Raw genomic sequence first — 22585 nt, forward strand, 5'->3', positions numbered from 1 at the left:
GGACTTTACCGCATCGTTGGCTTCTGTGCCTCCGTCCCGTTGACGGGATGGGGCGTGGGAGAGGGGCGCCGGGTTATCCCGAACGCCCCCGCCATGGCCCTCCCCTTGGGGTGAGAGGGCGAAGGAGCCTTTGCAGGCCGACCGACGCGACCGGTCTTAGCGCGACAGTTGGGTCTCGTATTCCTTCTGCACGGCTTCGAGCAGGCCCGTGGGGGTCTGCTGGTCGCCGACCATCTTCTGCAGTTCGGGCGTCCAGCCGGCGGCAAAGATGGCGCCGGTGGCATTGGCGATGAAGTCCATGGCGCCATTGTCCTTGGCCAGGGTCTGGCCAGCGGCCAGTGAGGCCTCGGTCACCGAGCCGGGCGTCACGGCGGGAATGGCCAGGTCTGCCGGGCCACCGGGGTTGGAACCACCCACGGCGACGTTGATCTTGCGGGCTTCCTCATTGGTGGCCACCCAATTGAGGAAGAAGGCGGCGCAATCGGCATGGGCGGCATTGGCCGAAATACCGAAGGTCAGTGGCGCTGACATGGTGGCGTGGCGGCCGCCCTCTTCAGCGGTCGGCATGATGAAGAAGCCGAACTTGCCGGCGGCATTGGTATCGAGATTGCCCGATTCCCAATCGCCGTTGAACATGAACAGGCCTTCGCCGCCGATGAAGCGGCTCATCATCTGGAAGTATTCAATGGCATTGGCGTCAGAGGGGAAGTAGCCGGCCTTGATCCAGCTTTCGAGGTGCTCTGCAGCCTTGAGATTTTCCGGCGTGTTGATGGTGGCGCCGTCCTTCTGGAAGATCCAGTCATTGATCGGCTCGGGCGGACCATAGGCGCCCATCAGGTTCTGCAGCGGGAAGGCCAGGCCTGCCGTGCCCTTGTTCCACTGCATGATCGGCTGGATGCCGGCTTCCTTGGCCTTGGCCAGCAGGGCGTCGAGTTCAGCAACGGTCTTTGGCGGCTCGGTCATGCCGAGCTGGGCGGCCAGTTCCTTGTTATAGAACACGCCGGTCATGGAATAGTTCAGGCCCATGGCATAGAGCGAGCCGGTGCCGCGCGGGCGCCCGCCGGGCTCGACGCGCAGCTGCACCAGCTGGCCAGCGGGGAACTTGTCCCAGCCGAATTCGGTGAAATAGCCATCGAGGTTGAGCAGCAGATCGTTGGCGACCAGGTCGGTCAGCGAGGGCAGACGCACCAGGTCAGGCGCATTGGCTTCCGACAGGATGCGCGGCGAGTTCTCCATCATATTGGCGAACTGGTCTTCCTTGATGTCGAAGGTGACATTGGGGAACTGCTTGGTGAATTCCTCAGCCAGCTTGCTGGGCAGCGGGAAGCCGGTCTCGAAATAGGAATTGAGGGCAACAGGGTCCGTGCCGCAGCTCGGTGCGGCCAGGGCAACGCCTGCCGTCGATGCAACGGTCAGGGACAGGGCAATACGAAGTGCATGGCGAGAATGGGCTCTCATGACAACCTCCTCCAGGGTCAATCTGCAGCGGATCTTTCCGCCTGCTAAATGGATTTAGCGCATGGACAGTGGGGTCTGTCAATAGACCCCTTTGCCCCGCGCGGCGACTAGACCAGCGGGCGCAGCGCGTCGATGATCCGCGTTGCGCGCTGGTCTTCCGGCCCCATCATCCAGTTGGTGACGAAACCGAAACCGATCCGGCGCTGCGGGTCGGCAAAGCCCACCTGCCCGCCGGCGCCGTCGTGCCCGAAGCAGCCATCGCCGAGATAGCGCCGCGCTTCGGAATCGAGCTGGAAGCCAAAGCCCCAGCGGGAGAATGGCGGCTCGCCACCAAACACCGATACGCCCTGGCTCTGCGTCTGCGTCGCCTGGGCAATGGTGGTATCTTCGAGCAGGCGCACCCCGTGGGTGGGCGCCACGGTGGCCGACCACATGGTCGCCAGGGCGCGGGCCGAAGCCACGCCGCCGGCGCCGGGGATTTCGGCCGCACGGATGCGCGGGCTGTTAAAACCACCATCCTCGGTGACGAGGTCCGCCGGCAGGGCCGAGCCCAGCGTCATGGCCTTGTAGGGCCAGTTGGGCGCGGGCTTGGCCGCCTCGTCAGCCCAGAGCTGGATCAGCGGCGGGCTCACCGCGAGATGGGCGCAAGTGGCAGCCTGGGCCTCGGGCAGACCAATCCAGGCATCGGCGCCAAGTGGCGCGGTGACCAGATCGCGGAAATAGGCACCGACCGACTGGCCGGTGACACGGCGGATGATCTCGCCGGCCACCCAGCCATGGGTGATGGCGTGATAGGCATAGCCTGTGCCCAGGGGCCATAGCGGTTCCTGCGCCGCCAGGATGGCGACGACGCGATCCCAGTCGACGATGTCGTCTTCAGTGAGATCAAGGCGCGGTGCTGAAAGGCCCGCCTGATGCGCCAGGGCCTGGCCGACTGTCACCCGGTCCTTGCCGGCCATGGCGAATTCGGGCCAGTAGCGTGCCACCGGCGCGGCGTAGTCGAGGCGCCCCTCCTGCACCAGCCGGGCGGCCAGGATCGACACCAGGCCCTTGGTGCAGGAGAACACCACCGAGGGGGTGCGCTCGGTCCAGGCGCGGTTATCGCGCGCATCGGCGACGCCGGCCCAAAGATTAATGATGGTCTCGCCGTGTTGGCGCACATGCAGGGCCGCGCCCATGGCAGGGCGACCTTCAAAGGCCTGTTCAAAGGCCTGGGCGACCGGCTCGAAACCGGGGGCGACGATGCCGTTGACGACGATGCTCATAGGCCGCGCTCCGCAATCAGATAGCCATCGGCGCCGGTGACCAGGGCAATGGGGTCGCTGATGCCGCCCTGGAAGGCCTCGCCGGGACGCTGGTTCTGGAAGGCCAGCAGCCAGGGCGCGCCAGCACGGTCAATGGCGATGCGGCCGGCATAAAGAGCTTCGTTGACCAGCAGGCGCGCCTGGCTGAAATCGACCGGGCCGGGCATGTCCCCGACGGGCAGCGACCAGACGCCACCGGTCTGGCCAGCGCGCGGGCCGACCAGCTTGGCGGTATCGCAGCAGAAGATCAGCTGGTTGCGACCGTCGATCTCGACGAGCTGGAACACTTCGAGATGGGCAAAGCCGGCGCCCGGCTCGCTCAGGGCGACCTCATGGGTCCAGGTGATGAGGTCGGGCGAACTGACATGCCCCATCACGCCGCGATCGGGCTCGGTGCCGTGCCGCGCGCGGGCCGTCATCAGCATGTGCCAGCGCTGGTCAGCCGGCTGAAAGAACACCCAGGGGTCGCGCCAGCATTCTTCCGGCCAGCTCGATGTGCCCAGCGTCTCATAGAGATTGGCATCGGCGGTGACGATGGGGCCGGGCTGCTTGGTCCAGGTGAAGAGGTCTGGCGAGGTCGCGAGGCCCACCGTCTCGATATTGGCGAACTGGTCGGGATAGAGGAAGCGCGAGCCGGTGTAGAACATGCGCCACAGCCCGTCAGGGCCGCGCACCACGCTGCCGGTCCAGGTGGCGCTGCCGTCAAAGCTGCCCGGTGCGCCGGCGTCGAAGGCCTGGCCATGGTTGGTCCAGGTCCGCAGGTCGGCGGACGTCGCGTGGCCGATACGGGCGTTGCGATGGCGCAAGTCCGGATTGCCGAGCGATTTGGGCGCGTGCAGGTAGAACAGGTGATGCTGTTCGCCGTCATCAGCCAGCCAGAAATCCCACACCCAGTGATCGGGCAGATTGAAACCCATGCTCATCCCCTGCTAAAACCATTTAGCAATTGCCGCGTCGCGCAAAGGTTGTCAAGCGGCGGCGGCGTAGCTATCCAGAGCGGCAACAAGACCGTCTTGGGGACGAGGGGCAACACCGTTTGCAAAAGAAGCGCGTAACATTGGCGGATGTGGCCCGGCTTGCCGGCCTCTCGCCCACCGCCGCATCGATGATCCTGACCGGCCGGCATGATACGCGCCTTTCGGCCGAGGCCCATGCCAAGGTGCATGCCGCCGCCACCAGCCTGGGCTATCGGCCCAATGTTGCGGCCCGCGCCTTGCGCACCGACCGCTCGCGCTCGATTGCCTTTATCTCGGACTATGTGGCCACCACCCGCTTTGCCAGCGGGTTGATCCGCGGCGCCCTGGCGGCGGCCGAGGAGGCCAAGCATGTCATGCTGCTGCTCGAAACCGGCGGCGAGCCGGCGCGTGAGCTGCAGGCCGTCGAGGCGGCGCTGGACCGCCAGGTTGATGGGTTGATCTTTGCTGCCATGCGGGCGCGCGAAGTGTTTGTGCCGCCGCTGTCGGGCAATGTGCCGGTGGTCATGCTCAACGGCACCAGCGCGCGGTTTCCCGCGGCCGTACTGCCTGATGAATATGAGGGCGGCCGCACGGCGGTGCGCCTCCTGGCCGAGACCGGCATCACCGACAGCATTGTCCTGCTCGGTCACAATCCGGCTGACGAAAAGGGCCTGTTCCGCTCGCAGTCCATCGCGCGGCGCCTGGCTGGCATTCGCGATGCCATGGCGGCGCATGGGCTGGGCTTTGACGCCGAACTGAGCTGTTGGAACTGGGAGCCCAATCACGGCTATGACCTGACCAAGGGCCTGCTGCGCAAGCGGCGGCCCAAGGCCATTCTGTGCCTCAACGACCGGCTGGCCTTCGGCGCCTATCAGGCGCTGGGCGAGGCCGGGCTGACCATTCCGGGCGACGTCTCGCTGGTGTCGTTCGACAATGACGAGCTGGCCTCCTACCTCCGCCCCGGTCTGACCACCATCAGCCTGCCGCACGAGGCCATGGGGCGCCGCGCGGTGCAGATGCTGCTCGAGGGTCAGCCTGGACAGGAAGAGCTGATCACCATGCCGACCGTGCTGCGCGGTTCGCTGATCGCGCCCACCCAGCCGGACGCGGTTCAAAAGCTCAGCTCGACCGTCTGACCGGCGCGCAGCGCCACGCTCTCGGTCTTGCCTTGGCACTGCACCGCAAAGGTGCGGTCGACGACGGACTTAAGCTGGACCTGTGTCGGACCCTTGGCCGACCAGGCGAGCTCAAGTTCGAGCCCGCCACGGGCCCTGATGCCCTTGACCCGACCCTGCGGCCACTGCGGCGGCAGCGCAGGCAGCAGCAGCAATTTGTCCGCGGTGGACTGCACCAGCATCTCAAGAATGCCGGCCGCACCGCCGAAATTGCCGTCGATCTGAAACGGCGGATGGGCGTCGAACAGATTGGGATAGCTGCGTGACGGGCTGAGCAGAAGCGCAAGCACATCATGGGCATGGCTGCCCTGGCGCAGCCGCGCCCAGAGGTTGATGCGCCAGCCGATGCCCCAGCCGGTGGCGTCGTCACCGCGGATTTCGAGCGATTTGCGCGCCGCCTCAGCCAGGTCAGGCGTGCCGTCCGGATCAATCTGCAGGCTCGGATAAAGCCCATAGAGATGGGAGACATGGCGGTGGTGGATTTCGGGGACATCCATGTCCCAATCCTCCAGCCACTCCTGCAATTGCCCTTGCTTGCCAATGCGATGGTCCGGCAGGCGGGCCCGTGCGGCCCGCACTTCGTCCTGCATGGGATCGACCAGGCCCAGCTGCTCTGACCCTGCCAGATAGGCATCGAACAGATCGCGCAGGATCTGGTTGTCCATGGTCGGCCCGGCACAGACCGCCGCCCCATGGGGATGCAGGTTTTCCGGCGAGATCGACGGCACAGTGACCAGAAGGTCGGTGCCCGGAAGGTTTTGCAGCGTATCGAGGAAGAAGCGCACGCTGCCCGCGATCACCGGCAGCAGGCGGCGCACCAGCGCCTCGGGCCGGCCGGCAAACACGGCGTGGTCCCACAGTTGGGCGCAGAACCAGGCGCCACCGCTGGGCCAGAGCCCCCATTGCGCCCCATCTACGGGCCCCGTGGCGCGCCAAAGGTCGGTGTTGTGATGCAGCACCCAGCCGCGCGCGCCATAGTGCTGGCGCGCCATTTCGGCTCCGGTGATGGTGAGGTCTTCCACCATGGCCAGCAAGGGTTCGACGCATTCGCCCAGATTGGCCGGATCGGGCAGCCAGTAGTTCATCTGGATATTGATATTGGCGGTATATTTGCTGCCCCAGGGTGGCCGGGTTTCCTTGTTCCAGATGCCCTGCAGCGTTGTCGGCTGCGTGCCGGGCTGGCTGGAGGCCAGCATGAGATAGCGGCCATATTGCACATAGAGCGCGGCGAGCGCCGGGTCCTGCCCATCGGCGAAGCGGGCGATGCGCTGGTCGGTCGGCAGGTCTTGGCGACCGGGGCCGAGGTCGATGTCCAAGCGGCTGAAAAGCTGCTGATGGGCCGCGACGTGGTCGGCGCGCAACTGGGCATAGCTCTTGCCGGCCACGGCTTTGCGCCGCGCCGCCAGCAGCGCCTCGGGATCGCCCGAGACATCGTCAAAGCGGCGGAAGGAGGTGGCGATATCGAGCACAAACACCGCCGCCGTGGCGCCGCGCACCACGAGACGCCGACCGCGCCGTTCGGACGAGCCGCCTTCGAGACGCATGTCGAGGCCGATGCCGAAACGGAGCTGACCCTTGATGCCATGCTTGTCGAAATTGGTGCCGCGATAGTTGAGCGTCGTGGCATCGCCGGGCTCGATATCGCCCGGTTGCGGGCTGTCGAGCCAGACTTCGAAGGACAGGGAGCCAGGCCGCGAGCTTTCGAGCCGCAGCACCAGCACATCGTCCACGCTGGAAACGAAGCACTCGCGAGTAAACGTCGCGGCATCATCGCTGATGCCGGTACCCAGCAGGCGGTAGCTCGTGGTGGCGATGGCCGTGGTCAGATCGAGTTCACGCCGATAGCTGTCCGGTACGGGCTCGTGGGTGAATTCGACAAACAGATTGCCCGCCGGCTGATAGCTCATCTGCATGTGCGGTCGCGCCAGCAGGTGCCGGTTGGCCAGCGCCTGGGCCTCGACATAGCGGCCAGCAAAGATCAGCGCACGCACCGCTGCCAGATTGGGCAGCGCCTCGGCATTGGTGGGCTGATAGGGCCCGCCAGACCACAGGGTGGATTCATTGAGCTGGATCTCCTCGCGCCCGACGCCGCCATGCAGCATGCCACCGAGACGGCCATTGCCAAGCGGCAAGGCCTGGGTCCACTCCACGGCGGGGGACCGGTACCACAGACTATGTTTGGTCATGGAGTTCAGTGTCCCTGCCGCAGCCGTTCGCCAGTGGCCCGGAAGATCATGGATCGCACAGGGTCGATGCCGACATGCACGGTGTCGCCGGCCTTGATGCCGGGCCGGTCGCGCACTTCGACGACCACATTCTCGCCCGAGATGGTGGCGCCATAGAGATAGCGCGTGCCACCCAGGTTCTCGACCACATCGACCTTGACCGCAACACTGGCATCACCGCCGCCGAGCAGGAAATGCTCGGGCCGCACGCCAACCAGCACCTCGCCCTGGCTGGGCAGCCCGGCCATGGAGAGCGTCGGCCCGGCCACCAGGCGGGGGCCGGTAGCGGTGAGATCGGCGCGCAGGAAGTTCATGCGCGGCGAGCCGATGAAGCCGGCCACAAAGAGATTGTCCGGATTGTCATAGAGGTCGTCGGGCGAGCCGGACTGTTCGATCTTGCCATCGCGCATCACCACGATCTTGTCGGCCAGGGTCATGGCCTCGGTCTGGTCGTGGGTCACATAAATCATGGTGGAGCCCAGCTTGTTGTGTAGCTTGGCGATCTCGACGCGCATCGACACGCGCAGCTCGGCATCCAGATTGCTCAGCGGCTCGTCGAACAGGAACACTTCGGGATCGCGCACGATGGCGCGGCCGATGGCAACGCGCTGGCGCTGGCCGCCCGAGAGCTGGGCCGGCTTGCGCTTGAGCAGCGGTTCGATCTGCAGGGTCTGGGCGGCAATCGCCACGCGGGCATCAATGTCGCTCTTTTCGAGCCCCGCCATGCGCAGGGAGAAGCCGATGTTCTGCTCCACCGTCATGTGCGGATAGAGCGCATAGTTCTGGAACACCATGGCGACGCCGCGTTCGATGGGATCGGCTTCGTTGACGCGGCGGCCGTCAATCACGAGATCACCCTTGGTGATCGGTTCGAGCCCGGCGATCATGCGCAGCAGGGTCGACTTGCCGCAGCCCGATGGCCCCACAAAGACGGTGAAGGTGCCGTCTTCCACCTGCAGATTGAGGTTGTCGATGACCTCCAGCGTGCCATAGGACTTGCTTACATTGTTCAGCGTGACGGTGGCCATAGTCTCTCCTCCCGGACGATAGTCTTGGGGCTTCGTGCCGAGCCCCTGAGTATGATGTTGGCGTCGATGCGCAGGGTGCGCCGTCCGGACTGCGGTCCGGCCTCCAGGCGCTCCAGCAATACAGTTGCGATAGAGTCCGCCAGCTGGTCGATGGACTGTCCGACGGCGGTAATGCCGGTGCGGTGCACGGCAAAGGCCGGCACATCGTCGAAGCTGACCAGGGACAGGTCATTGGGCACGTCCAGGTCGTGTTCGCGCAGCCAGCGCAGGGCGCCGATCGTCATGTTGTAGTTGGCGCTGAACACGGCCGTGGGCGGCTCGGCGAGTGCCATGAGGTCGCGAATGGCGGCGTGGCCACCTTCCTCGCTCCAGTAACCGGAGGTGACATAGGCGTCGGGCATGGCCAGACCATGCCGCTCCATGGCGTCAGTATAGCCCTGCAGGCGCTCCTGACCGGCGGAATTGTCCTCACTACCGTGAATGGTGGCAATGCGGGTGTGACCCAGGTCGATCAGATGGTTGACCATCCGCTCACTGGCCTTGCGATTGTTGGAGAAGACGCGGTCCGCCGATAGGCCGGGCACGTCATTGTCGTAGAGCACGACGGTCAGGCCATCCTCAATATAGCGCTCCAGGGCGGGTTGGGCCTGGATGACGCCGTCCATCACCACCGCATCGACCCGGTGAGAGGCAAAGAACTCCAGCCCTTCCTCAATGGAGCGGGCCTCCATGTCGTGAGAATAGCAGAGCACGGCGCGACCTGTGCGGCGCATGCGGCGTGTCAGCTGGTCGAGCAGGCCCGAATGGAACTCGCTCAGCGCCGGCACCATGAAGCCAACGATATGGGTGGTCTGCCGCTTCATCGACACCGCAACCATGTTGCGGCGATAGCCCAGTTCGCTGATGGCCTTTTCGATCGGGGCACGGTTGGACCCGCGCACGGGCAGGCCGTTGAGATAGCGCGAGACGGTACCGATGGCGACGCCCGCAGCCTCGGCCACCTCCACAATGGTGGGCTGTTTCTTTGCGCTTTTGTCCGCGTTTCTGCTGTGCACCGTTCTTGTCCCAATCGCCCTTGCCGGCGCCCGACCGAAACCGGTGCGCCGTGCGTGTGTCAAACCAGCGGGCTCGTGGTACGCCACCGCGTGATGGCGGACGGTCATGCTAGGCCTGCTCGAACACGATCGCTGCGTGAATGCGCAGCCGACCGAGCGTCACACCATAGGTTCCGTCCCCAAGGTCGCGGACGTCGAGGTCCTCGCCGGAAACCGCTTCATACGCCCGCTTTGGCGGCGAGGGTAGGCGCACCGAAGCGCTGACCGGGCCAATTGCCGGAATATCCTCGATCATTTCCATCACGCGCGTGCTTTCGCCCTGCGGCACGGACTTGCCGCGCACCTGCGGCGGACCATAGAGCAGGTGCACGATGGTGCGGTTGCGCTCGGCCTGATGGGTTACGGTCGCGCGGCCGGACGATGGCAGGTCGGTGGTCAGCATCGGCTTGGGCAGCAGGCGGTTGAGCAGGCCGCGGAAGACGTGCTTGTACAGCGGCTGGCCGACATTGTGGTAGATGGTGAACAGCGGATAGGCGATGTAGCCGATGCGACCCGCCAGGGTCACCGCCGCGCCGAGCGGGCTGGCATCGACATCGTCGGGCGCATGGGCGTGCGAAGAGAAATGCGCATAGGTGCGGTTGAAATAGGGCGGCACCACTTCGGCCAGCACCTGGGCGCCTTCGGCCACGATCTGCTGGGCTGTGCCATAGACCACAAAGGGTGAGGTGGTCATAGCCGGGTCGAGCGCCTTGGCCGCGCCGATATAGCTGGGCGTGAACCCCACCGTGCCGGTGCTGCGCACGCCGGTGTCGACGGCAAAGCGGCCATCGCTGCCCAGCATGGATGCGCCGGACAGGATCAGGCTGCCGCCATTGGCGACAAAACTCTTGAGCTGAGCCGCCGTGGTCGCATCGGCCGGGATGTCATCGGGCAGGATGATCACCTGATAGGGGCTGAAATCCGAGGTGCCGTCGATGACGTCATAGGGCACCTTGAGCTCAAGCAGCATCTGGGCCGCGCCATTGTCGGCAGCGCTGTTGCGGTCGCCGGCATGGTGGAAATATTCCGAGGACAGGATCGCCACCTGCGAATGCTGGCGCGCGCCGTCGAGGAAGGGCTCGAGCTTGGCAATGCGGGCATAGGCCGGCGCGATGGAGGCATAGGTGTCGGGGTTGATGGCGCCATTGGGATGGAGCTGGTCACCGACCAGGCATTTCGAGCCCAGCGCCGCCATCTGGGCGGCTTCGTATTCGAGCGCATCGGGATGCTTGAAGCCGCCGAACTCGCCCCAGGAGAGGTGGAACTTGCCGGTGTGGGCGAGGAAATCGAGCCCGAGCGTGGCCGCATAGCGGGCGCTGGACGGGAAATGATCATAGCCCCAGCCGCCGGTGGGCAGGCTTTCGAGCTCGAGATGGGTATAGGGGGCAAAGCGCTTGCGGCCCTGCTTATGGATATGGCCGCAGTTGTAGAAGATGCGCAGGCCGGGGAATTCGGCATGCAGCGCCGCGGTCATTTCGGTGCGGAACACCTCATTGACCCATTCATCATTGGTCAGGCGATCCTCGGCCTTGGTGGGATCGAGGCCATGTTCGGCCATGGACTCCAGGCACTGCTGGCAGACGCAGTCGGTGGCCAACACGATGTCAAAGAACAGGCCGGGCGTATCGTAGTTGCGCACCACTTCGCGGGCGTGTTCGAGCAGCTCGTCGCGATAGGCCTTGTGATTGAGGCACAGCGTGTGCCAGCCGGCCTGCAACTGGGCGGGGTCGAAGCGGCTCTTGCTGGCGGCGCGCACGCGCCACTCCGGATGCAGGCGTGCATTGCGCTCGTCCCACTGCACCGAGATATAGATCGGGGCTTCGATATCGGCCGCCGAGAGGGCCTTGATCATGTCGCCCATCAGGTCGGGCCGCGCCAGATTGGGGTGCGGTGCGCCGACCTTGGAGGGGTAGTAGGACCAGCCGTGGTGGCACTTGGCGAAGATGGTGATGCTGTCAACATTGGCCGCCTTGAGCGTGCCGACGAACTGGTCGGGATCGAAGTCCGCACCGATGCCGGGGATATGCTCGGAGGTGTGGAAATCGAGATGGATCTGACGGTAGCGGATCGGGTTATTGGTCACAGGCATAGGGCTATTCCTTGGCACCGGTGCGGGTCTGGGACCCGGCGGCGAACTGTCGCTGGAAGATGAGGAAGACGAAGAGCGGGACGATGGTGGTGACGATGGCCGCCACGCTGCGCAGGTCCCAGTTGAGGTCATAGGTGCCCGACACGCGGGTCAGCAGCACCGGCAGCGGAATGGTGGTCCGCAGGTAGAGCATGGGCAGCAGCAGGCTGTTCCAGCACCACAGGAACTGCAAAATCCCCACCGCAAAGATGGCCGAGAGAGAATTGGGCAGCACCACGAACCAGAAAGTGGCCAAGGGGCCGCAGCCGTCGATCTTGCCGGCCTCGATCAGCTCCTTGGGAAAATCCTCCATGAAGTTTTTGACCAGGAAGATCGACCAGGCAAAGCTGAGGCCGACATAGGGGATCAGCACCGCCAGGATATTGTCGATCAGCCCGGTGTCGCGCCAGAGCTGGAACAGCGGGATGACCACCACCTGCACCGGCAGCACGAAGGCATTGATGATGATGACCAGGATCGTGCGGCGGAACGGGAACTTGAGAAAGTGAAAGGCATAGGCCGCCGCAGGGGTCAGCAGCATGGTGGCGCCAGTGCCGATCAGGGTGATCCACAGCGTGGTCCAGAAGGCATTGGCGAGGGGATATTCATCCCAGACGCGCATCCAGGCATCGAGGGTGAAGCGAATATTGTCCAGCCGCCACCAGCCCAGCGTCACGTCGGCCGGCGGGCGCACGGAGGTGACCACGATACCGATGATGGGGATGACCCAGATGCAGGCGATGATGCCCACCACCCAGACGATCCAGTTGGGAACGCGACCGATCATTTGGCACCTGCCGTGCGCTGGATGATGGCGGGAATGGAGATCACCATGACAGCCACCAGAAGGATCACCGTGGCAGCAGCGCCATAGCCAAGTTTGAACTGCGTCATGGACTCGCGATACATGAAGTAGCCCACGGTTTCGGTGGAGCGGACGGGGCCGCCACCGGTGAGCACATAGATGATGTCGAAGGCGCGCAGCGCGCCGAGCAGATTGATGAAGATGGCGACGCGCACGCCGGGCATAGAGAGCGGCACCATGATGAAGCGCATGATGGCAAAGGGCTTGGCTCCGTCCATATAGGCGGCTTCCAGCACCGTCTTGGGAATGGCCTGCACGGCGGCAAAGCACAGCATCAGCGGCAGACCCACTCCGCTCCAGGACGCGGCAACTATGATCATCCACAGCGCGGTGTTGGGGTCACCCAGCCAGGGATGGGCGAAGCCGGGCGAGAACAGGCCGATGACCGAATTGAGCAGGCCCGCCTGGTCGGGGCGCAGCATGGAAATCCACATATAGCCGCTCACCGCTTCGGAAATGCCGAAGGCCGCAAAGATCATGACGCGGAAGGGCAGCGTGCGCTGCGGCGCAAAGGAACACAGCATGGCCAGGAACCAGCCCAGGCTCACCGTGATTGTGGTGGTGCCCAGGGTGAACATCAGCGTGGTCCACAGCGTGTTGCGGAAGGCCGGGTCGGTGAAAAGCTTGATATAATTGCCGGAGCCGATGAACTTCGGCTTGCCCAGGCCCTTGATGTCGAAAAAGCTCAGGCGGATGGTTTCGATCAGCGGATAGATCACCGTGATGGAAAACAGGATCAGCACTGGGATGATCAAAAGCCAGGCAGCCGGCGTCTCTCCAAGCCGCCTCCGGCGGACGGCAACCGGCTTGCGCCGGCCGCCGCCCACGGGGGAGGACAGTTGGGACGAGCGCGCCGCCGCGTCTGCAGCGGACATGCTCATCAGTAGGATTCCGCAGCCTTGGCTTCGATGGCTGCGGTGACAGCATCGATATTGGCGTCGGACGGGTCCTGCAGGAACTTCTGCAGCTGGACACGGTATTCATCCACCAGATCGCCCGGCAGCAGATCGCCGAGAACAAACTGCACCTTGGAGGCAGCCACGGCAGCGGTTGCCTGCTGCTGCACCGGCCCGAGCAGGGCGGTATCAGCATTGGAGCTGGGCGAGGCATAGCCGTATTCAGCCAGGATCTTGGTGGCTTCGGGCGAGACGATATAGGTCAGGAAGGCATCTGCAGCCGCGGGGTTTTCGCCGTTCGAGGTGGCGAGCAATTCCTTGGCGTCAACGCTGGAGGTGTCGTCGTGGCCCAGGCCCAGCGCAGGGAACTGGAACAGCGAATAATCGACGCCTTCGGTCAGGCCGTATTCACCCTTGGCGCGGGCGTTCATCCACATGCCGAGCAGCAGGAAGTTGCCGGTATTGGCCTTGAAGATCTGGTCGGCCGAGAGGTCCCAGTCGCCGGCGAACATCTGCTCGGGCGTGCCGCAGCAACCGGCATTGAGCAGCTCTGCGTATTTGCGCAGCGTGGTCTTGACCACATCGTCGGTCCAGGGGATCTCATGAGCCGCCAACTTGGCCGCCGCTTCGACACCGCCGGTGCGCAGCAGCAGCGATTCAAACCATTCGCCATGCGCCCAATACTTGCCTGGCATCGGAATGGGTGTGTCGTAGCCAGCCGCCTTGAGGGTCTTGATGGCAGCCAGGAATTCGTCCCAGGTCTTGGGCACTTCCACGCCCGCATCCTTGAGCTGGCTGGTCTTGTACCAGATGCCCGAACGGTCGCCATAGGTATAGGGCACGCCATAGCTCACGCCATCGCTAACGCCCAGATCACGCCAGGACTGGGTCAGCGTGGTGTCGAGACCGAGCGCGCTCCACTGGTCATCGAGGCCGCGCAGGATGCCGGCATCGGCCAGTTCCTTGCGGAAGGCGGGCCAGGTATTGATGATGATGTCGACCTTTTCGCCACCCAGGATGGCGGTGCGGATGCCGCCACGGGCATCGCCCTGAGCGGTGATGGCCAGTTCGCGCACGGTGACGCCGGGATGCTGGGCGACGAAATCGGCTTCCAGCTTCTTCCACATTTCGGCGTCAACACCACCCTGCCACTGCAGGATCGCCAGTTCGCCACTGATGTCCTGCGCGATGGCAGCACCACCCATGACCAGCATCGCCGCAGCGGCAATGCCAGACAGCAGGGCACGGCGTCCAAGGACGCCCTTGAATTTGATCATTGCTTTCTCCTCCTCTTGACCCGGCGCTTGTCGGCCGTCATCGTCAAGTATGTCGTAACGTTATCATCTAGATTGGGAATGACAATAGGGAAGCTGCCAGATTCCGATGTCCCGGCGCCCCTGGACGCCGCTATTGCGGCGCGTGTCGGAGATTGTGGAACACCAGCGCTTTGCCTGCTTGTGCGCGGATGGCCAGCGCTTGGACCTGCGACTGGGGAGCCCGCGCGGGCGGCAATATCTGGGTATCGACCCCGCCGAAGAGGGTCGCATCGCCAGCGTGGCCGAGGCCGCCCGCAGGGCGAGCATGAGTGGTTTTGGCGATGAAATGGGTGGTCCGCTATTTCGAGGCTAGCTGGGGCCCGGTGATGGCCGGGCTCGGCGCCAGCGGCACCGATGGCGTTGGCCAGGTCGTCGACCATGGCGCCTATGCCGCGCGAATGACTGCCCTGCTCGAGAGCTGACTGCCGGGCAGGGCCAGCGAGTTAATCCACCAGACCCTTGCCGATCAGGCGGAGGGCGATGCCGAAGTCGTGGCTGGCGCCCTCGGGCACGCTGACATGCAGGCCCTGGGCATCGCGGGTGAACTCGAGGGGTGCAGTGTGTCCGACGACCTCGACACGTTCGACACTACCCTGGCCCAGATTGGTGCCCTCGGCCATGGACTGGATGGTCAGCCGACCGGACTGAGGCCCCAGCGTGATGGCATGCAGCGCCTCGGCCTTGGTGGTGAAGCGGATATCCCCGGCGGTGAAGGGCTTTGCGGCCGCCTCGCCGAACTGGCCGGACTGCACCTGGGTGGGGCCTTCGCCCGCCACGCGCCAGGGCCGGCTGGCAAAGATGGCGTCGCCGAAGCGGGCATTCCAGGCGCCGACATCTTCTAGAATCTGCCGCTCCTGGCTGTCCAGCGTACCATCGCCGCGGAGCGGAATGGACAGCAGCAGATTGCCATTCTTGGCCACCACATCGCACAGGCGATGGACCACGGCAGCCGCGCTCATATAGGCCTTGTGGTCAAAAATCTCGCGCTTGTAGTGCCACTCCCCGATGCAGGTGTCGGTCTGCCAGGGATGGGGTTCGATCTCGGCGCGATAGCCGCGTTCGACATCTTCGACCAAGGCGCCGAAGCGTTCTGGCGGCAGTTCCTTGGTGTTGAGCACGGCTTCCATCTTGCCGCCGTGCCATTGCAGCGAGGCATTGTAGAAATGCGCGGCGATGTCGAGCCCGGCCTGGCCCAGGGGCAGGTCGAAATTGTCGAAATACAGCAGGTCCGGCTTGTAACTGTCGATCAGGTCCTTGCAGCGGCGGAACCAGTTGCGCACGAAGATCGGGTTGGTCAGCGGCGGCGCTTCGTCCCAGACGCGGTCATGTGCCTCGTGCCAGGCCCAGGCCTCGTCCGCGCTGGTCAAGCCATCGGGCATGGGCATGGTTGCGCCGCCATAGAGCTCCTGCGGATCGAGCCCGTCCCAGTATTTGCCGGCCCCGTCGTGGCGGGTCAGCTTCCAGGCATCATAGCGCTCGCCGGCGCGCGGCCCCTCGGGGTCATAGCCATAGGCCGTCTGGTACCAGTGCCAGACGTGAGCGGCGTGGTTGGTGACGCCGAACTTGAGGCCGCGGGCCCGCGCCTTCTGCGCCCAGATGCCGACGATATCCTTGCCGGGCCCCACGCGCGTGGCGTTCCAGTCGTGCCAGCGGGAGGCGTAATTGTCGAAATTGTCGTGGTGGTTGGCCATGGCGACGAAATACTTGGCCCCGGCCCGCTGATAGAGATCGAGCAGCTCGTCGGGGTTCCAGTTCTCGGCCTTCCACTGGCCGATGACGTCGATAAAGCCGGTGTCGGCTGGATGGCCATAGCGTGCCAGGTGCTGGTCATATTGCCTGTGGCCCTGGACATACATATGCCTTGCATACCAGTCGCCAGCCTCGGGCTGGCATTGCGGCCCCCAATGCGCCCACAGGCCGAACTTGGCGTCGCGGAACCAATCCGGCGCCTTGTACTGGGCGATCAGGCTATCCCAGGTGGGCTGGAACGGTCCCTCGGCGATTGGATCGGTTGCGTCGCGATAGGGGTTCGGGCGGCGGCCGGCTGCTGTCATCGTCATGTCCAATGTGAGAACCGCCGACCAGACCGGCCCGACGGCGAAAATGCCAATCAGGCCCTGCCCGGCCGGATCGCCTGATCCGCCGTCAGCAGGCCCAATGGCACACAATTAGAATGAAACGTTATCATATAGACTGCGGCTGGCAAGATGGCTGTGCCGCCCAGGCGTGGCCGTCTGGGGGCATTGGGCGGAGCACAGAGCTTGCCCAGCGGGCGATGGCGCATCCCAGGCCGCTGCCGCCAACACTACAGCCGCAGCGCTATCGGGGTTTTCCCGACTGCGCTGCGTGCTGATCAGAGACCGTCGTATCAACCGATCAATAGGTGGCGGGCACGCACTGGCGCACGGGCAAGGCGTGCAGCAGGAACTGCTTGTCGTCGCGGCCGGATTCAAGCGGGAAGCCCTCGTCGAGCGTGTCTTCGCCGCAGCCGGTGGTCATGGCGATATAGCCGGTATGTTCCAGATCGATCAGCACGTCGCCGCCCGAGCGCGACTTGAGCAGCACGCCGCCGCCGTCGCATTCAACGCCACACCAGACATCGCCGCCCTCCTGCCGGCAGGGGCCGACAGCTGTGCCATGGGTGCCGTCGCGCAGATCGGCTTCCATGCGGAACACATATTGCGCCGGGCCGTTGGCGGTTTCGTCCCAATAGGTGACGGCCATGCTCATGGCAGCCACCTGCTGGTCAGGATGGGCCGCCAGATGGGCGGCGTCATACTGGCGCGACCAGCAGGCGGTGGCGCCATCGCTGGCCGCCACGAAGGCGTCCAGCTCTGCGGCCATCACGCCGAGGGAAAACAGAGCAAAGGCGGTGCCGAGGAAGAGGGAACGGGTGTGGTTCATGGCGGTCTCCTGTGGGGCGAAGGGGTGAGAGGCTGGCGCGTTTGGACGATGCTACATCGCGCTGACCGACACCAGATAGGCGGCACGGACGCGGGCGCCGACGCCAGTGGCTTCGGTGTTCATGGCTTCCAGCAGACCGCGCAGCGTCGGGCACAGCTCGGGTGAGGCAACGTCGAGCTTGGAGATGGCCTCAAAGCCTGCCTGAGTCGCGCCGGCCTGCATGGTGAGGTCCGTGATGACCTTCCAGTCGTCCTGGCTGGCGGCGTCACGCGCCACCGGGGCGTCAAAGCCGGCCTTGGCCGCTGCCAGCAGCAGCACGGACTGCGCCATGACCAGATCCTGATACTTGGCCTGCGCAGGAGTGCCGTCAAACACGGCTGGACCGTTGATGGCGAAATTGCTGCAGGCCAGCGCGCCTTCGCCCTCGAACACGGCCTTCTGCAGATCGATCGTGGTGGTCATCAGCGCGGTCAGGAGATTGTCGGGCGCCGTACCCAGGCTCGAACCATATTTCTGGCGCAGGCCGCCCAGCAGATCCATCACCACGCCATCCAGCGTCGCCCCGCCGGCCACGGCAGCCTGGGCCTGGGGCACGAAGGCGGTGAATTCCTGCGGGAAATTGCTCTTGAGGAAGCCGAAGAGTTCGGGTGCCACCTCCATCAGCTGGGCTTCGGTCAGGGCGGGCGCTGCGGGGACAACGGGGGTGGCCGTCTGCGCCTGGGCCTGGCCAACCAGCGGCAGGGCCAGGGAGAGTGCGGTGGCGGCCACCAGCATGCGGGCCAGGGAACGACGGGAAGAAACAGGTGCCATGATAGATCCTCAACTGGTTTGCCGTCCGCCTGCTGCGTCGGCCGATGGGTGCAGAGTGCCATTGCGCCGGTGCCAGCGCTGTTCCGCAGGGGACAGGGGCGCGCCGGTCTGTCCGACACGCCCCTCCTGGCCGCTTGGCCAGGTTAGCGGCCCACGCGCGGGTGCGCGTCGAACACCTGTCCGATGCACAAATGGCGAACGCCGCCCTGCCATGGATTGGCAGAGCGGCGTTCAGAGGAACGGCAGGCTAGTGTCGCGGCACTCAGTAGCTGCCAGTGGAGTGCTTGGTATAGCCGCCGCCGCTGCAGTAGCCGGAGTCGGTGGTGATATAGCGCTGGGCAACCCAGCCCCAGCGACCATTCCACTGCACGCGGTACCAGCCGTTCTGGACATAGTCGAGCTGGACGCTGGCGCAGCGGGCGATGCTGCCGATCTTGGCGTAGTAGGCGCCCGGACCATCGCGGAAATTGATCGAGCCCGTGGTCCAGCCCGTGCCGGCGGCCATGCTGGCGGTGGTGGTGGCGACGAGGACGGCGGCGGTGAACAGAATGCGTTTGAACATGATGCACTTCCCGGTTTGCTGTGCGGAGCGCCCTGTGCGATCCGATGGGTCCACAATGCCGGTGATCGAGCGTTGCCGCAGTTCCCCAAGGAACAGGCTTGCCGAACAGTGTGTTGATGGACAATTGTGCGGCAGCGGTGGCGAGGACAGGGGACCGGCATGGCGCCCAACAAGACTGGCGTGGCGTTCTGGCGATCGTTTGCGATGTTCGAGGGCTTTGCGCCCGAGGCCGTCGCCCTGCTCGACAGCATGGCCATCGCCCGCAGCTGGTCGATGGGGGAAACCATTTTCCAGCGCGGCGAGGATGGCGACTATATGGTGGTGGTCACCGACGGCCGCATCAAGCTGTCGCTGCTGACCGCCACGGGGCGCGAACTGGTGCTGCGCTATGCCGAGGCCGGCGACACGCTGGGCGAGCTGGCGCTGCTTGATGGCGCGCCGCGCTCGGCCGATGCCACGGCAACTGTGTCCACCGAGGGCCTGGTGCTGCTGCGCCGCGATTTCGAGCGGCTGCAGAGCCAGTTTCCGGCCACGGCGCAATCGCTGATCACCTATCTGGTGCAGCGCCTGCGCGACACCACCGAGCAGCTTGAATCCATCGCCCTGTTCGAAATCGAGGCGCGGCTGGCGCGCTTCCTGCTGGTCACCCTGCGGCATGTGTTCGGCGAGGACCTGCCCGACGAGCCGCAATTGCGCCTCGACCTCAGCCAGGGCGAACTGGCCGGCGTGCTGGGGGCCAGCCGGCCCAAGGTCAATCGCGCCATCATGGCGCTGCAGGATGCCGGCGCCATCGAACGCGATGGTGCCGTATTGCGCTGCGATGTGGAGCAGCTGGAGCTGATTGCCGAGCCGGGCGGGGCAGGATGATCGACTGGCGCCGCATCCGGCCCGGCCTGGGCGTGGCCGCGGTGATCGCCGCCATCGGCGCCGGGCTCGTCTTCACCCTGCCCGATACGGCCACGCCCTGGCGCGAACCGGCCTTTGACCGGCTGATCGGGCTGATGCCCCTGCCCGCCGATGGCACCGTAGCAGTCGTCGATATCGGGCCGCTTTCGGACAGCGGCGCGCCCTGGCGGCGGGCCGATACTGCGCAATTGCTGACCACCATTGCCGCGGCCCGCCCGCTGGTGGTGGGTTTTGACATTGTCCTGGGCGCCGATTGCATCACCAGCCCCACCAACCAGTCGCTGGCCGACGCCATGGCCAGCGTCCCCACGACTCTGGGCTTCCTGCTGTCACCCAGCGAACAAGCGGTGCCGCGGCCCGAGCTGACCATAGCGGCAAGCCAGGGCCTGGCTCTGCCGGAGATCTGGCAGGCACCCGGGGCCGAACATGCCTGCCCGGCCTTTGAACAGGTGGCGGCGGGGAGTGCCGCGGCGGCGCTGGCCGGCGGCATGGATGCCATGATCCGCCAGGTGCCGGCGCTGGTGGTGGTGGGCCAGAGCGCTTATCTCGGCCTCGCCGCCGATGCGGTGCGGCTGGCCGGCCGCACCAGTTCGGTGCTCTTGGGCGGTGACCCTGCCTGGATGCGACTGCGGGGCGCGCCGGTCGAGATCGGCGCCGCTGCCATGCTGCGCTTCCAGCCAAGCGGACCCGAACGCTGGCAGGCGCGGACGCTGGATGCGGCCAAGCTGCTGGCCGAGCCGGATTCCGCGCTGGCCCTGGCCGGCAAGATTGTCTTTGTGGGCAGCAGCGATCCGATCAACGGCGCGCTGCGGGCGACGGCGGCCAGCCCGGTACATCCCTCGGTGCAGATCCATGCCGATCTCGCGGCGGGCCTGTTGGCGGGCGTATTGCCGCTGCGCCCCATCCAAGCCGATGCTGCCGAGGCCGGCGTGGCCCTGGTGGGCGGGGTGATCGCCGGCCTCGCCGGCGCCGCCCTGGCGCCCGTCCTTGCGGGTCTGTTGATTGTCGGCATGGCCCTCGTCTGGCTGGGCACCACGCTGGGCCTGGCGCTCGAGCTCGGCTGGCTGCTCGATCCGGTGGCGCCGGCAACCATAGTGCTGCTGGCGGGGCTCGCCGCCATGCTGACCCAGGCAGCGCGCACCCGGCGGGCCGAGACAGCCCTGCGCCGCCGTATCGGACAATTGCTGCCCGCCGATGTGGTGACACGACTGGTGCGCGAACCCGATCTCCTGCGGCTTGAGGGCGAAGAGCGGCAGGTGACGGCGCTGTTCACCGATATCGAGGGCTTCACCCAGTCGCTACGTGGCGTCACGCCGCGCGAATTCGTGGGCATTCTGGATGCCTATTTCACCGGCATGACCCGCATTGTGCTTGAGCATGGCGGCATGATCGACAAGCTGGTGGGCGACGCCCTCCATGCCCTGTTCAATGCGCCGGCCAACCTCGATGGCCATGTGGACAAGGCCATTGCTTGCGCCCTGGCGCTGCATGAGTTCGCCGAGGCCTTCCGCCAGCAGCCCGAGATGGTGGCGCGCAATTTCGGGCGCACGCGCATCGGCATTGAGACCGGCATGGTAATCCTGGGCGACGTCGGCGCCGCCGACAAGATCGACTATACCGCCCATGGCGCCGCCATCAACATGGCGGCGCGGCTGGAACAGGCCAACAAGGCGCTGGGCAGCAGTATCTGCATCGGGCCGGCGGCAGCGGCTGCTGCAACCCTGCCGCTGGTCAGCCTGGGCACCATCGATCTGCGCAGCTTCGGTGAGCTGACGGTGTTCACCCCCGCCGCCCTGTCCAGAGTGGACGCGACTAGCGCTTCACCTTGACGCTGGCAAAGGCCGCCAGGATGCGCGGCTCGCCCCATTTGACAACATTGCCGGGCTTGTCACCGGGCGCGGCGAAATCGACGCCTTCGCCGGCATTGAGAATGCGCTCTACGCCCGCGCCAGTCACCGAGACCGAGCCATGGTCGACAAACACCGAGAACTTGCCCTTGCTCGGCCCGGCAAAGAAGCGCGTGCCGCGCACGCCGATGCGGCCAAAGGCCGTCAGGATCGAGATATTGGTGGGCGGCAGGCCGGCCGGCCGGTCGAACAGCATGGCGCCGCCGACCGAAATGACGCCGCCCTGATCGACGATGAACTGATCGATGGTGAGGTCACTGCTGGCGCCCAGATTGATGCGGGTCCGGTCGGCGAGCAGCAGTAGCGCGAAGCCATCCTCACGCGTCTCCACCCGGTCCTCGAGCATCAAGGGATCATCGGGCGAGATGGGCATTTGCGCCCGCTGACGCTCCAACGCCACCGTGCCATCAAGCGAGACCACCTTGCCCACCGGCACGGCGGCCTGGGCCGGGCGGACCAGGGCACTGGCGCCGGCCACGCCCATCAGGGCCAGCAGAGTGCGGCGGCCAAAGCGGGCCGGCGAATGAGGGGGATCAGCACGCATCTTGGTTCATCTCCGGCAAACTGCGCTCGCGCAGTTTAACTCTGCGCAGGCCTGTCATGGCGGGCCCGCGCAACCTTGTCATCGAACACCTGTTCGATGACTCCGCCACCCCACGGCCCTAGTCAGGTTGCAGTCTATTCGGAGGATATCAGAATGTTCAAGAAAGCGACGATCGCGCTCGTGCTGTTTGCCGGCATGTGCACTGCCTCCCTGGCCGCCAGCACCGGCTGGACCACAGGCTCGGTGAACTTCCGCGATGGCCCGGGCACCTATTATGCCAAGCTGGGCACCATTGGCCGCTGCATCCAGGTGAGCATCGTGGACAGCAAGGATGGCTGGTACAAGGTCGAGTGGAACGGCAATTGGGGCTGGGTCGCAGCCCGCTACGTCTCGGCCGACGCCGGCTATTGCTCGGGCGGCACCACCAAAAAGAGCTACTGACCGCCTGGGACCGGTGCCCGGCTCGCTCCCGGCACCGGTCCCCCCTGCAATCCAGACTGCGATTGC

Annotated in this window: 20 protein-coding genes; 5 read left to right on the plus strand and 15 right to left on the minus strand. The window is 65.4% G+C overall.

Annotated elements, in window-relative coordinates; genetic code table 11:
- Positions 1-156 precede the first annotated feature (156 nt).
- The 3 genes from E8M79_RS00960 to E8M79_RS00970 all read right to left on the minus strand — a co-directional run bounded on the left by E8M79_RS00960 (position 157) and on the right by E8M79_RS00970 (position 3679).
- Positions 157-1458, minus strand: a complete 1302-nt coding sequence (locus E8M79_RS00960) for an extracellular solute-binding protein (RefSeq protein ID WP_137150058.1) — start codon at positions 1456-1458, stop codon at positions 157-159.
- 107 nt (positions 1459-1565) lie between these two features.
- The gene (locus E8M79_RS00965) at positions 1566-2723 is read right to left on the minus strand and encodes a serine hydrolase domain-containing protein (RefSeq protein ID WP_137150059.1); all 1158 of its coding nucleotides are present in this window, start codon (positions 2721-2723) and stop codon (positions 1566-1568) included.
- On the minus strand, positions 2720-3679 hold the full coding sequence (locus E8M79_RS00970; RefSeq protein WP_137150060.1) for a glycoside hydrolase family 68 protein: 960 nt from the start codon (positions 3677-3679) through the stop codon (positions 2720-2722). Before E8M79_RS00970 ends, E8M79_RS00965 begins: the two co-directional genes overlap by 4 nt.
- Positions 3680-3828: 149 nt before the next feature.
- Between E8M79_RS00970 and E8M79_RS00975 the strand changes: the two genes are divergently transcribed.
- The gene (locus E8M79_RS00975) at positions 3829-4854 is read left to right on the plus strand and encodes a LacI family DNA-binding transcriptional regulator (protein ID WP_248304892.1); all 1026 of its coding nucleotides are present in this window, start codon (positions 3829-3831) and stop codon (positions 4852-4854) included.
- On the opposite strand, the gene E8M79_RS00980 is transcribed toward E8M79_RS00975, so the two are convergent.
- The 7 genes from E8M79_RS00980 to E8M79_RS01010 form a co-directional block, all read right to left on the minus strand.
- Positions 4830-7079 carry a glycoside hydrolase family 95 protein gene (locus tag E8M79_RS00980; protein ID WP_137150062.1) on the minus strand — a complete coding sequence of 750 codons (2250 nt, stop codon included), beginning with the start codon at positions 7077-7079 and terminating at the stop codon, positions 4830-4832. The genes E8M79_RS00975 and E8M79_RS00980 overlap by 25 nt on opposite strands.
- Positions 7080-7084: 5 nt before the next feature.
- Entirely contained in the window at positions 7085-8146 is a 1062-nt protein-coding gene (locus tag E8M79_RS00985) for an ABC transporter ATP-binding protein (protein WP_137150063.1), read from the minus strand.
- Complete coding sequence (locus tag E8M79_RS00990) at positions 8128-9201, minus strand: LacI family DNA-binding transcriptional regulator (RefSeq protein ID WP_248304850.1); 1074 nt, start codon at positions 9199-9201, stop codon at positions 8128-8130. Before E8M79_RS00990 ends, E8M79_RS00985 begins: the two co-directional genes overlap by 19 nt.
- Positions 9202-9310: 109 nt before the next feature.
- Positions 9311-11329 carry an alpha-amylase family protein gene (locus tag E8M79_RS00995; protein ID WP_137150065.1) on the minus strand — a complete coding sequence of 673 codons (2019 nt, stop codon included), beginning with the start codon at positions 11327-11329 and terminating at the stop codon, positions 9311-9313.
- Between the two features lie 4 nt (positions 11330-11333).
- Positions 11334-12155: a carbohydrate ABC transporter permease gene (locus E8M79_RS01000; protein WP_137150066.1), complete on the minus strand. Its 822-nt coding sequence runs from the start codon at positions 12153-12155 to the stop codon at positions 11334-11336.
- Positions 12152-13114 carry a sugar ABC transporter permease gene (locus E8M79_RS01005; RefSeq protein WP_248304851.1) on the minus strand — a complete coding sequence of 321 codons (963 nt, stop codon included), beginning with the start codon at positions 13112-13114 and terminating at the stop codon, positions 12152-12154. Before E8M79_RS01005 ends, E8M79_RS01000 begins: the two co-directional genes overlap by 4 nt.
- Positions 13114-14406: an extracellular solute-binding protein gene (locus E8M79_RS01010; RefSeq protein ID WP_137150067.1), complete on the minus strand. Its 1293-nt coding sequence runs from the start codon at positions 14404-14406 to the stop codon at positions 13114-13116. Before E8M79_RS01010 ends, E8M79_RS01005 begins: the two co-directional genes overlap by 1 nt.
- A 320-nt stretch (positions 14407-14726) precedes the next feature.
- Here E8M79_RS01010 and E8M79_RS18280 point away from each other — a divergent pair, with 320 nt between their 5' ends.
- Complete coding sequence (locus tag E8M79_RS18280) at positions 14727-14867, plus strand: hypothetical protein (RefSeq protein ID WP_171015658.1); 141 nt, start codon at positions 14727-14729, stop codon at positions 14865-14867.
- A 21-nt stretch (positions 14868-14888) separates the two neighbouring features.
- Here E8M79_RS18280 and E8M79_RS01015 read toward each other — a convergent pair whose 3' ends face one another.
- From E8M79_RS01015 to E8M79_RS01030, 4 genes are all read right to left on the minus strand, one after another.
- Positions 14889-16499: an alpha-L-fucosidase gene (locus E8M79_RS01015; RefSeq protein ID WP_205747853.1), complete on the minus strand. Its 1611-nt coding sequence runs from the start codon at positions 16497-16499 to the stop codon at positions 14889-14891.
- Between the two features lie 322 nt (positions 16500-16821).
- On the minus strand, positions 16822-17349 hold the full coding sequence (locus E8M79_RS01020) for a hypothetical protein (protein WP_137150069.1): 528 nt from the start codon (positions 17347-17349) through the stop codon (positions 16822-16824).
- A 51-nt stretch (positions 17350-17400) separates the two neighbouring features.
- Entirely contained in the window at positions 17401-18159 is a 759-nt protein-coding gene (locus tag E8M79_RS01025) for a hypothetical protein (RefSeq protein ID WP_137150070.1), read from the minus strand.
- 262 nt (positions 18160-18421) lie between these two features.
- Complete coding sequence (locus E8M79_RS01030; RefSeq protein WP_137150071.1) at positions 18422-18721, minus strand: SH3 domain-containing protein; 300 nt, start codon at positions 18719-18721, stop codon at positions 18422-18424.
- 159 nt (positions 18722-18880) lie between these two features.
- On the opposite strand from E8M79_RS01030, the gene E8M79_RS01035 reads away from it, so the two are divergent.
- Both E8M79_RS01035 and E8M79_RS01040 read left to right on the plus strand, forming a co-directional pair.
- On the plus strand, positions 18881-19588 hold the full coding sequence (locus tag E8M79_RS01035) for a Crp/Fnr family transcriptional regulator (protein ID WP_137150072.1): 708 nt from the start codon (positions 18881-18883) through the stop codon (positions 19586-19588).
- Positions 19585-21456 (plus strand): adenylate/guanylate cyclase domain-containing protein, encoded by a 1872-nt coding sequence (locus E8M79_RS01040; protein WP_137150073.1) that lies wholly within the window; start codon positions 19585-19587, stop codon positions 21454-21456. The genes E8M79_RS01035 and E8M79_RS01040 overlap by 4 nt, the downstream gene beginning before the upstream one ends.
- Here E8M79_RS01040 and E8M79_RS01045 read toward each other — a convergent pair.
- Complete coding sequence (locus E8M79_RS01045) at positions 21440-22078, minus strand: FecR family protein (RefSeq protein ID WP_137150074.1); 639 nt, start codon at positions 22076-22078, stop codon at positions 21440-21442. The genes E8M79_RS01040 and E8M79_RS01045 overlap by 17 nt on opposite strands.
- 153 nt (positions 22079-22231) lie before the next feature.
- Here E8M79_RS01045 and E8M79_RS01050 point away from each other — a divergent pair, with 153 nt between their 5' ends.
- Complete coding sequence (locus tag E8M79_RS01050) at positions 22232-22519, plus strand: SH3 domain-containing protein (protein ID WP_171015659.1); 288 nt, start codon at positions 22232-22234, stop codon at positions 22517-22519.
- The last annotated feature ends 66 nt before the right edge of the window (positions 22520-22585 follow it).

Origin of the sequence: Devosia sp. FKR38, from assembly GCF_005222805.1 — a bacterium.
Classification (GTDB): domain Bacteria; phylum Pseudomonadota; class Alphaproteobacteria; order Rhizobiales; family Devosiaceae; genus Devosia.

Coding starts and splice junctions, on each gene's coding strand:
- E8M79_RS01045 (WP_137150074.1), bottom strand. CDS start 22,078: ATGCGTGCTGATCCCCCTCATTCGCCGGCCCGCTTTGGCCGCCGCACT.
- E8M79_RS01005 (WP_248304851.1), bottom strand. CDS start 13,114: ATGAGCATGTCCGCTGCAGACGCGGCGGCGCGCTCGTCCCAACTGTCC.
- E8M79_RS01000 (WP_137150066.1), bottom strand. CDS start 12,155: ATGATCGGTCGCGTTCCCAACTGGATCGTCTGGGTGGTGGGCATCATC.
- E8M79_RS01035 (WP_137150072.1), top strand. CDS start 18,881: ATGGCGCCCAACAAGACTGGCGTGGCGTTCTGGCGATCGTTTGCGATG.
- E8M79_RS01050 (WP_171015659.1), top strand. CDS start 22,232: ATGTTCAAGAAAGCGACGATCGCGCTCGTGCTGTTTGCCGGCATGTGC.
- E8M79_RS00980 (WP_137150062.1), bottom strand. CDS start 7,079: ATGACCAAACATAGTCTGTGGTACCGGTCCCCCGCCGTGGAGTGGACC.
- E8M79_RS00970 (WP_137150060.1), bottom strand. CDS start 3,679: ATGGGTTTCAATCTGCCCGATCACTGGGTGTGGGATTTCTGGCTGGCT.
- E8M79_RS01030 (WP_137150071.1), bottom strand. CDS start 18,721: ATGTTCAAACGCATTCTGTTCACCGCCGCCGTCCTCGTCGCCACCACC.
- E8M79_RS00995 (WP_137150065.1), bottom strand. CDS start 11,329: ATGCCTGTGACCAATAACCCGATCCGCTACCGTCAGATCCATCTCGAT.
- E8M79_RS00985 (WP_137150063.1), bottom strand. CDS start 8,146: ATGGCCACCGTCACGCTGAACAATGTAAGCAAGTCCTATGGCACGCTG.
- E8M79_RS00965 (WP_137150059.1), bottom strand. CDS start 2,723: ATGAGCATCGTCGTCAACGGCATCGTCGCCCCCGGTTTCGAGCCGGTC.
- E8M79_RS18280 (WP_171015658.1), top strand. CDS start 14,727: ATGAAATGGGTGGTCCGCTATTTCGAGGCTAGCTGGGGCCCGGTGATG.
- E8M79_RS01040 (WP_137150073.1), top strand. CDS start 19,585: ATGATCGACTGGCGCCGCATCCGGCCCGGCCTGGGCGTGGCCGCGGTG.
- E8M79_RS01015 (WP_205747853.1), bottom strand. CDS start 16,499: ATGACAGCAGCCGGCCGCCGCCCGAACCCCTATCGCGACGCAACCGAT.
- E8M79_RS01020 (WP_137150069.1), bottom strand. CDS start 17,349: ATGAACCACACCCGTTCCCTCTTCCTCGGCACCGCCTTTGCTCTGTTT.
- E8M79_RS01010 (WP_137150067.1), bottom strand. CDS start 14,406: ATGATCAAATTCAAGGGCGTCCTTGGACGCCGTGCCCTGCTGTCTGGC.
- E8M79_RS00960 (WP_137150058.1), bottom strand. CDS start 1,458: ATGAGAGCCCATTCTCGCCATGCACTTCGTATTGCCCTGTCCCTGACC.
- E8M79_RS01025 (WP_137150070.1), bottom strand. CDS start 18,159: ATGGCACCTGTTTCTTCCCGTCGTTCCCTGGCCCGCATGCTGGTGGCC.